The organism is Paenibacillus sp. USHLN196, assembly GCF_037144955.1.
Classification (GTDB): Bacteria; Bacillota; Bacilli; order Paenibacillales; family Paenibacillaceae; genus Paenibacillus; species Paenibacillus xylanexedens_C.
The window spans coordinates 180,262-192,838 of sequence record NZ_JBBCYH010000013.1 but is presented as its reverse complement, the minus strand read 5'-3'; the positions used below and the strand labels follow the sequence as shown (position 1 = coordinate 192,838).

Annotated in this window: 12 protein-coding genes; 10 read left to right on the top strand and 2 right to left on the bottom strand. The window is 34.0% G+C overall.

What is annotated here, in order from left to right; translation table 11 throughout:
• Positions 1-129 precede the first annotated feature (129 nt).
• The 3 genes from WFI24_RS26655 to WFI24_RS26645 are packed head-to-tail and all read left to right on the top strand — an operon-like array spanning position 130 to position 1,786.
• On the top strand, positions 130-447 hold the full coding sequence (locus WFI24_RS26655) for a hypothetical protein (RefSeq protein WP_336764985.1): 318 nt from the start codon (positions 130-132) through the stop codon (positions 445-447).
• Between the two features lie 56 nt (positions 448-503).
• Complete coding sequence (locus WFI24_RS26650; protein ID WP_336764984.1) at positions 504-1,538, top strand: tyrosine-type recombinase/integrase; 1,035 nt, start codon at positions 504-506, stop codon at positions 1,536-1,538.
• Positions 1,538-1,786 (top strand): hypothetical protein, encoded by a 249-nt coding sequence (locus WFI24_RS26645; protein WP_336764983.1) that lies wholly within the window; start codon positions 1,538-1,540, stop codon positions 1,784-1,786. The genes WFI24_RS26650 and WFI24_RS26645 overlap by 1 nt, the downstream gene beginning before the upstream one ends.
• A 128-nt stretch (positions 1,787-1,914) precedes the next feature.
• Here WFI24_RS26645 and WFI24_RS26640 read toward each other — a convergent pair whose 3' ends face one another.
• Together WFI24_RS26640 and WFI24_RS26635 are read right to left on the bottom strand one after the other, a co-directional pair.
• Positions 1,915-2,064, bottom strand: a complete 150-nt coding sequence (locus WFI24_RS26640) for a hypothetical protein (RefSeq protein WP_336764982.1) — start codon at positions 2,062-2,064, stop codon at positions 1,915-1,917.
• Positions 2,065-2,236: 172 nt separating this feature from the next.
• On the bottom strand, positions 2,237-2,401 hold the full coding sequence (locus WFI24_RS26635) for a hypothetical protein (protein WP_336764981.1): 165 nt from the start codon (positions 2,399-2,401) through the stop codon (positions 2,237-2,239).
• A 98-nt stretch (positions 2,402-2,499) separates the two neighbouring features.
• On the opposite strand from WFI24_RS26635, the gene WFI24_RS26630 reads away from it, so the two are divergent.
• From WFI24_RS26630 to WFI24_RS26600, 7 genes are all read left to right on the top strand, one after another.
• A complete protein-coding gene (locus WFI24_RS26630) occupies positions 2,500-2,862 on the top strand; it encodes a hypothetical protein (protein WP_336764980.1) in 363 nt (120 codons plus the stop codon).
• An 869-nt stretch (positions 2,863-3,731) separates the two neighbouring features.
• Positions 3,732-4,718 (top strand): hypothetical protein, encoded by a 987-nt coding sequence (locus tag WFI24_RS26625; RefSeq protein ID WP_336764979.1) that lies wholly within the window; start codon positions 3,732-3,734, stop codon positions 4,716-4,718.
• Between the two features lie 391 nt (positions 4,719-5,109).
• Positions 5,110-5,403, top strand: a complete 294-nt coding sequence (locus tag WFI24_RS26620; protein WP_336764978.1) for a hypothetical protein — start codon at positions 5,110-5,112, stop codon at positions 5,401-5,403.
• 56 nt (positions 5,404-5,459) lie between these two features.
• Positions 5,460-8,144, top strand: a complete 2,685-nt coding sequence (locus tag WFI24_RS26615; RefSeq protein WP_336764977.1) for a hypothetical protein — start codon at positions 5,460-5,462, stop codon at positions 8,142-8,144.
• A 403-nt stretch (positions 8,145-8,547) separates the two neighbouring features.
• Positions 8,548-9,438, top strand: a complete 891-nt coding sequence (locus WFI24_RS26610) for a hypothetical protein (protein ID WP_336764976.1) — start codon at positions 8,548-8,550, stop codon at positions 9,436-9,438.
• The gene (locus tag WFI24_RS26605) at positions 9,435-11,096 is read left to right on the top strand and encodes a hypothetical protein (protein ID WP_336764975.1); all 1,662 of its coding nucleotides are present in this window, start codon (positions 9,435-9,437) and stop codon (positions 11,094-11,096) included. Before WFI24_RS26610 ends, WFI24_RS26605 begins: the two co-directional genes overlap by 4 nt.
• Positions 11,093-12,553 (top strand): hypothetical protein, encoded by a 1,461-nt coding sequence (locus WFI24_RS26600; RefSeq protein ID WP_336764974.1) that lies wholly within the window; start codon positions 11,093-11,095, stop codon positions 12,551-12,553. Before WFI24_RS26605 ends, WFI24_RS26600 begins: the two co-directional genes overlap by 4 nt.
• Positions 12,554-12,577 lie beyond the last annotated feature (24 nt).

The following is a 12,577-nucleotide window of genomic DNA, read 5'->3' as shown; positions in this document are numbered from 1 at the left end:
GAAGAATATCGTTTATACCACAATGGTTATTGGACTGTCATATCAATTTTGGTTAGGAATCATAAGATGATGAATATAAACGGCACTGTGTTGAACAGGTCTCTGTTCAAAGATATAGAAGGATTGAATATGTCTGCGAATCCAGAAAGACCAAAAAATGATTCGAACTTCTCTGTTAACCTTAGCGCCCATGGGAATAGAATGCATGAATATTTATTTGAGTCAGAAGATAGACTCGAATTCAAATACAGAGGACTAATAAGGAAGCTATCAAACAAAGATAATACTGGTGAACAAAGAATGAGAATAAAGGAACATTTGACATGTATTCGTAGATTGAAAAAAAGAGTGAAAGATTTAATATGTAGAGCTAACGCAACAGATTTAATTAACAAACTTCAATTTGATAAATTGATGAGCGACATAGATATTTGCATTAAGAATTAAAATAAGTATTGTATTACGAAAATAATACTATAATATGATTAAGGGGGAACATACATATGAGTACAATCTATAATGTTACTGGACTGCATAACGAATCCGTATATGCGGACATAAGAAGATTTATTAATTCATTCACTAGTAGCCATACTCAAAGGACATATGAGCGCAATATCTGTAAATTCATGATGTGGTATGCAAATAAAATGCCTGAGCAACTAGATCCAGAAGATTTACCAATAAAGAATGCTCAGTTTATTGAGTATCAAACACATCTTAGAAATCATCCTTTAGAGTATGAAAATACAACTATCAATAATATGGTTGATGCAATACGTAGCTTATATGCATTTTTGCAGAAAAACGAATACAATGTTAAGTCGATTAACCTTGAAATTAATTCACTCATAGAGAACCCTCAACATGCAGGATCGTTGTTTCCAGATGAAGCCGAACATATGGCGCAACTTGTAGTTAAACAGCGCAAGGGAGTAGAGAAAGCAGCCTTGATCCGTATGGCTTACACTACATCATTGCGTAAATCATCGTTGCTCGATATTTGTTTTAAAGATATCACGTACAATAACAAGTATGGGTATTATGAGTTTAATGTATTAGTTAAAGGTGGAAAGAAGATTCCTGTAAGTATCCCCACTTGGTTATATGAAGAGTTGCTTACAATCAAGGAACAGGAATATTATAAGCAATATACAGATGATAAAGTATTCCATCTTAGAAACAAGGCGATACAAGCCATGATGGATTCTTTACGTTTAGAATTAGATATACCTAAAGAGCGCAATATTGTGTTCCACAGTTTCCGTAATGTTGTTGTTAAAGTTGGCACCAAAGAGGAAGCCAAAGAGCAGCTAGGGCACAGCAGTATTGTAACAACAGATAAGTTCTATACGCATATGAATATGGATCTATCCAATAGACCCAGTATGAGAATGCACAGCAAGATATCTGATGATGTATTTCATTCATTGTCAAAAGAGGAATTGATATCTCTAATATTGAATGAAGAATCAGCAGCGATCATGAGAATGAAATTTAAGGCAGATGAGATTGCCAAGCAGAAAGAGGTGTTATAGTGGATATTAAGGTATCTAGTGCAACAGTAACGAGTGCATTTACTAATGGATTCAGTGTTGATTTTACGTTACAAGGTGATAGCACAGTACATAGTGGTAAGCTGTATGAGAAGCATGGACATAAAGGGAAATATGAGATGGCAGTCTATTTGACGGAAGCAATGAGGAAGTACACGAATGAACCGCACAGTGAAATAGCTGATGACATTGCTGACCAGATTGTAAAATTGATTGGTGAAATTGAATAGTGTTACACATACTTGAGGACTCCCACTTTAACGGTGAGTCCTTTTTCTTTACCCTAAGTTAAACTTAGTTCAAACTAAAACAAAAAGCCCACATATAGTGAGCTGAAGGATTATGTATGCTTAATATTCTATTTACGTTTAAGGTATATAAAGCCAGTAATTAAAGCATACAATCCAACCAATGACATGACAACAGTGGCAATTGTATTGTTCATTAAGACTGAAGTACCCAAGAAGATAGCAGCGATAGACAACCTTAATGATGCTTCCTTATTCATTTAATAACACTCCTCACATTAGGATAACACTTAACAAAACACTTAGATACAGATTGACTATAGTCAACAACTATTATACAATTGACTTAATTATTTTAGGTTAAGGGAAAAAGTGGAGAGGTGTTTGCTTCCTCTCCTTCATAGTCATTGGGCTTGTGGTGAGCCATCCATTTTATTTGCGCTTACGTTTTCCAGAACGTAGGTGCTTTTTTTGTTTGGCTAGTTCTTCTTCTTTCTCTTTCTTACGTTTAGCTATGTATTCTTTGATATCATGATACACTAGCCGTAAGAATGTTAGGACGGATACAATGACTACTGTCTTTTGCCAAGGGTCCATGGTACTTCCTCCTTCCCTTAACCTATCTCTATTATAGTATTATTTTTGTGTAATTGCAATCATATATTCATTCTTAAACGAAGTTTTTTAGGTGTTATGTGAAACAAAATCAGATTGGAAGTGAAGAGATGTTCAGAGTTATGAGAGATTACATAGAAGGCGATACACTAACGCTGTATGTGGAGTGTGTGACTGATCTGCTACTGAAGTATGATCTAGTTATCCAGATAGATAAGACCCAGAAGAGGTATAGCGTAATCGACAATCCATATCCTGAAAATGAAAATAGAATTCAAAATCTAGGAATTGAAAGCGATGAAGTGGAATTGGATTTGCAAGAATGCATTCGTGGAAAGCTGGATGCAATTTTGACTGCTGAAAATTTAACTGAGGAATTCAAATATGCAGAGTACATATATAGTATCAAGCAATGGTTAGACGATGGTGAGTCATTGTATTGAGTGTGATAGACATGATCATGGAGTGGTAACCAAGTTGGATAGGACTGACTGCTGAGAGTTAAACCATGAGGATAGGATAGAGTAGTAGTCAAGTTGACCACCACTGGATATATAGTTGAATAGAGTATAAGTTTAGAATGAGTCTAAATTGAATACTTCCCCTCCGATTTTACTGTTACCCTTTGGTCGATGCCACTGTATTATAACAGTTAAAAAACACCTTAAAAAAATGATTTTCTCCCAATTATTTTCCAATTTTAAAATGAATTCTGGCTCATTAATATGGATCAGCTCACAGTATGCCTATGCCTATCTAATCCGCTCTAAAGACCATACAACTATTCTTATATGCACCTTAGGAAGAGTACCGGGGGGTATTAAAAATCCAAAAAGGTGACAAAATTCCCAGAATATGCCCTAGCACTTCTACTCCGAGACTCAGTATTATTTTTCACTTACCTTTACCATCAATTTTCACACAGTACAGTCGGAAGTCTAGTCGCAATTCCCCTTATATATCAACACTTTTTCCCTCTAATTATCTTCAATTTCTCTCCATTTTCACTCAAAAATGACCAAAAACATCTCAAAAACATTGATATATCAGCCTTTTCACGACTCTACTCACCTCATTATACCCATTTATCCTTTACTGGCTTGATTTATGCCACCTATCGCCTCAATTTACGACTGGAATTTTTCATTCTAAACGGATCACTTCCTTTAAATAGGACGACATATTTGTTTTAATAACATAAAAATAATACTTTACAAGAATGAATATATGAATTAAAATGAGAATACGGACATCAAATCCGAATACATTAAGGGAGATTGAGAGGAGAGTTTGCAAATAAAAGAGGTAACGAATGAAAATTGAGAACATCCAAGTAGGATCGGTAGCAAGAAATTATAAGCACATGTGTAGTTTAATAGGAGAAATTGAATGTACAGGAAAGTCAAAGCAGTTACAGCTTAAACGATGGAAGTGTTATTTTGAATTTGAACGACAGGGAAATAAAATGGTCGTCACAGAGATATTTGAAGCTAACAAGCCACTACCAAAACGTGGTGGAAACAATATTAGTCCTCATCTGAATCAGGTTAAGGAATTGATTATTCAACTTCTTCTACACTCTGGAAATAAGAAATTGATTCTATCCAAGTACAGACTACTTGAAGCACTCAGTATGATAAATATGAATTACCGACAAGGAAAGAAACAAATAGATAGACTTAGCAATGAGACTAAAATAAAAAAGATTGATATTTATGACTTTTATAATGCAGCAGACGACATGTTAAAGAGGAATATAGAAAAATCTTTGAGTGAACTTGAAGATAGAAGAGCCATCTTCTGGTCAAAAATATTTATGGTTTCGAAAAATAATAAAATAGATGTAGCAAGCGATGATCAGGTTGAGTTAATCATGAATGTTCAATTAGAAATTCTAAAGAAGATGGGGTATGAGAGTTTAAAAGAAATATTCTCATCAGGTAATATTGAGGAGTTTAATAGGAAGACAAATAAAAGACTTTATGAATTAGCAGAGATAAAATACATATACGAAGCATATAGTGTGATCCTTAACAGGGAACGGCTAGAAGAATTAGAGAAGTTAAGTAGAAAAACAATACGAGAAATCGAAATTACATTAAACCAGTCTGTCATACATAGATTAAATCAAAATTCAACTAAGCGTCATAATAAATCAATTGGACAAAACGATGAGTTCTTTGGATTCTTTTCGGAAAATAAAAAATCATATAGGATGAGTGAGAATTACAGCACTAACCAGTCTAAGTTATCAGAAATCCTTATTGATATCCAACATCCGGTAATATTTAATGAATAACCTATACTCATAAGTTTGTCACCTTAAAGTCCTATAATACAAAACAATACTATTAGGGGAGTAAAAGTGACAAACTTATATTGTACCTGAAATGAATAGCTAATAAGCCGCAAAGGAGGTGAATTGCCGCTAGGCAAGAGGAGGAAACGGCGGCAGGCTGATTAATTCGTTTACGAGCGTAGCGAAGTGATTTAATTAGGATGGTGATAGAGTTTCCTCCTAATTAGTATCAACGACACAACAATAATAGGTGGCGAGATCCATTCCGTTTCACTCCATGGCTGTCGCTTCACCTTCATCCACAACTTACGTTGTGTCTGTCATTTGGCTTACTTATTCCTTAACTGAGTATCAAATATAATAAAATAATAAATACAAAGGAGTGTTATAAATGAAAAACAATAAATTTGATAAGTCTGCTTTGGAGAATTACCTAGACAAACGTATCAACAAAAGGCTTTATAAGAATGATCAAACTGAAATAGAAAAAATCATCTATTTAACTGACTCAGATAACAAGTTGCAGAAAGGATTTAAAATACTCAACACTTACTTTATTGAAAACAATCTACCATACACTATCAATGGGATTTACTTTGATAAAAGAACAGCGTTGAGTGACGGATCTGTAAATCCAAACTATAGAAAAAGATACTGGCTCATGGCTAAGTATACTGTAAATTAATTAATAACACATAAATAATACTGGAGGTTTTAAATATTAGCCTAGATAAACAATTCATGATCTACTCTTTTGATACTAAAGATTTCTATAATAAAGAAGAGAAGGATATTTCGGGAGGAATGAGCCTACTCAGACAACTTATTACATTCCAAGAATCACAAAAAGAATTTTATGAGATGTCTAGAGAGGATCAATTTAAATTTTTAGATAATCTCGAAAAAGAGATTAACAAGTCAATTAAAAATGGATATAAGCCCAAGAAACATATTTACGATTACTACATAGACAAATATGAATACGAAGAAATTCTGAGAAGTTTAAAATATTGCAAAAAGATGCGCGAAGTTTTGAAAGAGCAGTTCAAGCAAAAGTTAAGTTCTAACACTTCAACAAGAGTATTAAGAGATGATGCGGTTAAAGATTCTAATTTGATTAGTGTTTTTGATTCTGTTTTAACAAGGACGATTGGATTAAATCAAAAAGAAATCTCAAAAGACATTATCATTGTTGAGACAAAATACTTTGAAGTCTTGGATAGCTTGATTGGAAATGGATTTATGTATCAAGACAAAAAATACATATGCTATACTGCATCTGCTGGTCAGATTAGAACAAAGAAAACTGTTTTCATAAGAGAAGACTTGTATAAACAACATCAAAATAGTCTGATGTGCGGATTACTATGGGAGGATATCAATAAACGTAACGGAATTAACGTTAACAAATATCTCGCCTATCTAGCACTGTCCAACTCAGCAACGGATGAATGGAAAGATTTTAACATCGATAAAGTAGTTGTGGTTGATGATTTCGAATCTCTTGTTAATTGTGAAGTTGATTACATTGATCACGAGACATTTGAAATTGATCGTAAAGTGATGGATATACCGATTGAACATACAGATGGATGCGGAATGATGTTACCAAAAGTAAGTAAAAAAGCATTCATGGTTCGTGCTCCATGGGTAAAGGGACTCCTTATGCCATTTCCATTTGATAAATTTATTCGTGAGAATAACAGAGAAGTTGGATTTGGTAAGTATGGAAAAGTAAAAGATATCTACGGTAAGGAATATCATCTCATCAAGGATGGAATTGAAATTGTTTTAACAAAGAGTCAATTCAAGAACTGGAAGTATTATGATTCGTGGGATGATTATAAAGAGAAGTTTAAAAAACATAAATGCCAAGTGGGAATCTGTAATATAGAAGATGATCATCCCAAGAAAGCTAAACTGAATTATCAAATGCTTCAAACATTGACGGATATGACCGAAGAAGAGTTGACCAGTATCAGTAAAAAGACTATTGATAAAATAAAAGCAATTGGTTCAGATAAAGATACAATGCTAGAGGTTTTAGGAGTTACAGAGCACAACGCAAACAAGAATAGTTACCAAAAAGCATTAGAAATCTACCCTGAATTACTCAAGGATGTACATAGCAGAGAAACATTAAAGAAAGTTAAGAAAAGTATTATGCAGAAAGCTAAGGGAGGGAAGTTACACATAGATGGCAAATACACATTCATTGCTCCTGATCTGTATGCTTTCTGTGAGTATTTAATTTTAGGGGATAAGAATCCTAAAGGACTTTTGCGAAATGGAGAAGTATACTGTTCATTATATGGTGACGGGACTAAACTGGATTGCTTAAGAAGTCCTCATTTGTACCGAGAACATGCAATCCGTACCAATAAGATTGAGAAAGAAATGAAGCGTTGGTTTATCACTAAAAGCGCATATACAAGTTGTCACGATCCAATTAGTAAACTCCTTCAATTCGATGTTGATGGCGACAAATCACTAGTATGTCGTGATGAGTTAGTTGTTGAAATAGCAGAACGAAACATGGATGGGATTGTTCCTTTATACTATGAAATGAAAAAGGCAGAACCGGAGCTTTTAAATAGTAGAACTATATATAAGGGGCTAGAAGCAGCCTATAAGAATGGAAACATAGGTAAAACAAGCAATAACATATCAAAGGTTTGGAATAGTGATAAAGTAGACTTGGATATGATCAAGATACTTGTTTGTGAAAATAATTTTGTTATTGATTATGCTAAAACCTTGTATATGCCCAAGATTCCAAAGGAGATAGACAAGGCCAAAAAGAAAATCACGAAACAAAAACTTCCACACTTTTTCAAGTATGCAAAAGATAAAGAAGTGGACAAAGTACAAGTTAAAAATGGGAGTATCGTAAACATGCTTGATCATGTAATTCCGAATACGCGGTTAAACTTTGGGACAACAGGTTTGGGGAATTTCAATTATAAAGTTCTTATGAGTGGTAAAATACATAAAGATAATACTTTGAGAGATGAAATAATTAAGGTTTACACTGAAAGAGATTTAAAGAAGTATAAAATGGATTTCGATCAGGCAAATGCCGATTGGACAGGAGATAATCTCCCGATCTATCAAATTATCAGAAATGAAATCATTAGTGTTGGTTTAGATGTGGAATACATAGTAGACGTACTGATTGAGTTCCTTTATGAACATAAGAAAAGTAGCTACAAAACGACATTATGGTCGTGCTTTGGTGCTGAAATATTGGAGAATATCAAGATGAATATTAAAGATAGCTCAGTCCAGTGTGAGCGTTGTGGGGAACGAACAGAACCAAGAGGTAAAAAGAATCTATATTGTGTAGATTGTGCAGATATTGTGAAGAAAGAAAAAGCCAAAGCAAGAAAAGAACGATTTGAGAATAAAAATACGAACGCTTCTTAAAAACTCTGTAACACTTGGTACATAAGGGTTTTCAGCTCATCTTTAGAGTTCAATAACACAAAAATAATACAGAAACCCTTATGTACCAACGGTTTATCCGTTTTTCCTTAATGGTGTTTAAGGGAGAGAGAAAGGCTACTTTACAAACAAAAAAAGCATGAGTATTTCTCCCTACCTTTTTTATTCATCAGATTTGCAATAGCAACACCCCGCATAGCATAGCGGATCTTTTGTTAATTTTAGACATGAATTAATAATTGCTTTAGATTTACTCAAACATCGAGCCAACTATCTCTCCTCCAAGAATAGTTGGCTCATCCTATTTTCTATTGTTAGTTGAATGCTCATCTACTGAACACTGACCTAACAATAGAATCACTACTTAAGAAAAGGTGATCCTAAAATGACAGATAGAGTATTGAAAGAACCTGAATACATGACGTGCCTTAATTGTGATACATCTCGTAAAGTAGGTACAGCTACTTATTATGAACATAACAATCCGTTGGTTGGAACAAAGTACTATCCACTTTGCAAAAAGTGCATCAAACAGTTTTTTAATGGCGATGAAGACACAAAGCAGCAGCGAGTTAAAACCATCCTACAACAATTGAATCGACCTTGGATTGTAGATATGTGGAATAGTTTTAATCAGGATTGGGGGCAATACATTAAACATGTTGCTTCTTTTCACGGTTCCAAAACATTCTTAGATAGTGAGTTTGAAACAATTGAACTTGATAATACAACTAGTGGAACACTATCAAATAATGATGAACTAATTGATAAATGGGGACTAGGCCACAAAGCAGATGAGTATATCGCCTTTGAAAAAAAGTTTGATTTTCTTAAAAGGGATTATGCATTAAGAAACTCTATGCATGAGGAAGCGTTGAAAAAGTACTGTCGCTATGTTGTAAAAGAAGAATTTGCAGTAGTTAATAATGATTTCAAAGGTATTGAGATGTGGTCTAAATTAGCCACTAAAGCAGCAGATGATGCAAAAATCAATCCAAAGCAATTTACTAAGGCTGATTTAACCGATGGTATTGATAGCTTTGGTGAAATGAGTAGGGCGGTTGAAACGGCAGTAGATGTAGTAGATATTCTTCCAAAATTTATACAACGACCTAACGACAAGGTTGACTTTACTATTTGGTGCTATGTCAATTATGAAAGAGAGTTGCATGGTCTACCATTAGTGGAGTATAAGGAAATATATAAATTTATCGAAGAAAGAGAAAAGGCATACGATGAGGAAGTTGATTTAACTGAATTGAGTGATTTGATGTGACGAATGAATATAAAAACAATGTAGAGGAGCACATTGATAATTACAAAGATTTTATAAGTTGGTGTCGGTGGAATCCAGACTTATGGTATGACTTAATTACACCAGAAACAGGAGCAATTAAACTTGACCTTGATCAGCGTGTATTCTTAAGATGCATTACTAGATTTGCAAGTACATATGGCGTGTTTCCGCGTGGTTGGGGAAAAACGATGCTAGAAGTAATGGGTATGGTACATTGTGCTATATTCTTTCCAGATATAGATATTACAATGACTGCCCAGACCCAAAGCAATGCAAGCGACTTGCTTAAAGATAAGTGGCATGAATTGATCAAATTTTATCCCTTACTTAAAGAAGAAATAAAAAAAACTCCAACCTTTACAAAAGATGATGCTGAAATTCTATTTAAGTCTGGTGGCAAAATTGACATATTGGCTAACGCTCAATCAAGTAAAGGCCAACGTAGAAGAAGAATAAACATTGAAGAGTCAGCGCTATTAAATAACAAGTTGTATGAAGATGCACTAGCGCCAGTTGTCAACGTACCGCGTAGAACGATTGGTTCAAGAGCAGTAATTAATCCTCAAGAAATGAACCATCAAATTAATTTCTTTACAACGTCAGGATTTCGAGGTACTGATGAGTACGAGAGAAGTCTAAGTATGGTAAAAGAGATGATCGAACTCAAAGGAAAGATAGTTCTAGGGTCAGGTTGGAAGTTGGCGGTTAACTATGGTAGAGGTGAACCTAAATCAACTATCTTGAATAAAAAAGAAAATGGTAATCCTACATACTTTGCTCAGAACTATGAAAGTAAATGGGTTGGTAGTAGCACTGGAGCTTTGGTTGATATCAGAAAGCTACTCGAACTTAGAACACTAAAGAAACCTGAATTAGAATCAGATGGTAAACATGAATATATTTTATCTGTGGATGTAGCAAGGTCACTTCAGAACAATAACAATGAAACCTCGGTAGCTCCGTTAAAGCTAATTAGAAATAGCAATGGGAAAATTATTAGAATTCAATTGGTTAATTTGATTAACTTTAAAAATGGATTGAATTTTAAAGAACAGGGCATCCAAGTAAAACGAATAAGGAAGAAATACAATGCTAGTGTAGTAGTCGTTGATGGCAATGGACTTGGAACTGGTCTAATTGACGAATTATTGAGAGAAGTTATTGATCCAGAGACAGGTGAGAGCCTAGAATGTTGGGACACTATAAATGATAATAGAGAACCAGAGATAAGTGGATCTCCGAAATATGTATATAATTTTTTGGGACAAACATTTAACAGTAACGGCATAGTAACATTTATGGATATGGTTGATTCTAAAAAACTTGAACTTTTAGAGAAAGACACTAAGAATAAATTAGACGATGTTGATTACGCCAAGAAGGAATATCCATTTATTCAAACAGACAGATTAATAGAGGAAGTTTCAAATTTGAAGCTGAAACCAGCTCAAAACAATAAAATAACTGTTGAACAAGTAGTCAAGAAGATCAATAAGGACAGGTACTCCTCTTTAATGATGGGACTTTGGTATATTGATACATTCTTAAACAAAACAGTTGAACAAGTTAAAGTTGATCCTAAAAGGATGTTCTTGTTTAAAAAAGCTAATCTATATGGTAAGGAGGGAAGAATTTGAGTGAAGAAATTCCCGCTTCGAAATATTTAGAAATTTTCAAGCAAATGAAACTCATTAGTGTGGGAAGCAACAATAGAAAAACATCAGTTGTTAATACATATACTAAAGATGAGGTTAAAGATTTATTAAAAACAAGGGAAAATAGAAAAAGTCAGCAGAAACTACGAATTATCAGTAAGAATTTATATGAAGCATCTGGTCATTATAAGAGCTTAATTAATTACTTCTCAACTTTACATACAATGGATCATATTGTTGAACCTCTTTCAGTTGATATTAATAGTGTCAACGTAAAAAAGTATAGAAAAGAATATGAGGAATATTGCAGAGCGATTGAGCAAATGGATATAGCAAATTCATTTTCTGAAGCCAGAATGACTGCATATATGGAAGGTGTATTCTATGGGTATGCCAGAGTAAGTAAGGATGGTTTTTACATTCAAAAACTTGATCCTGATTACTGTAAAATAAGCGGTATCAACTCAAATAATGGTTTGCTAGTGTATTCCTTCGATTTTTCTTACTTCGATATAAATCCATCTCAAATTAGTTCCTTTCCTGATGAATTCACAACAATACAGACAAGAGTTTCAAGTAATAAGCAGAGAACGGATAAATGGGAAGTTATTGATTCACCATTTGCAGTCTGCATTAAGACATCCATTGATTATAATCCTACACCAGCTTTCGCAAGTGTGTTTGAAGGTATTTTAGACATTGCTGATTTTAAGAGTCTAGCAAAAACCAAAGAAGAAATAGATAATTTTATGTTGCTTCTTCAGAAAATTCCGATGAAACCAGATGAACCTAATAAGTATATGTTGGATGCTGATACAGTATTTGAAATGGATGAAGCTTTGAGAGAAAACACTCCAGACCAAGTAAGTACTGTAACTGGCCCAATGGATATCACTGCTATTAAGTTCGAGAAAGATTCATTTGATAAAAACAAAGTTGGTCAAGCAACTGAGCAATTATGGGAAGAATCTGGAGTTTCAGGATTACTCTTTAATACCAGTAGCAACACTACAACTGCTTTAAAATATTCTCTAACAACAGATGAAGCTTCGGCTTTTACATTAATTAAGAACATCGAAGTCTGGTGTAATGCTTATTTGCTTTTAACCCTCAAAACTAAGTATCCATTCAAACTAGATATTCTCCCCGCAACAAAACATAACCGCAATGAACTGCTAGAATCAGCCTTGAAAGCTGCCAATAGTGGATTCTCCACAAAGAATGAAATCATGGCTCTACGTGGCTACTCTCCAAATGCTGCAACAATGAACTCCTTCCTAGAAAATGAAATTCTAAACCTTCCTGATAAACTCATTCCTTTGTCTTCAGCTCATACATCTAGTTCCGATTCCAGTAAAGGGCAACCTGAAAAGCCAATTGAGAAATTGTCTGAAAACGGAGTTAAAACAAGAGAAAATGAGTCCAACGAAGATGTGTAAAGGAGGTGAGAATAATAAGTAAGG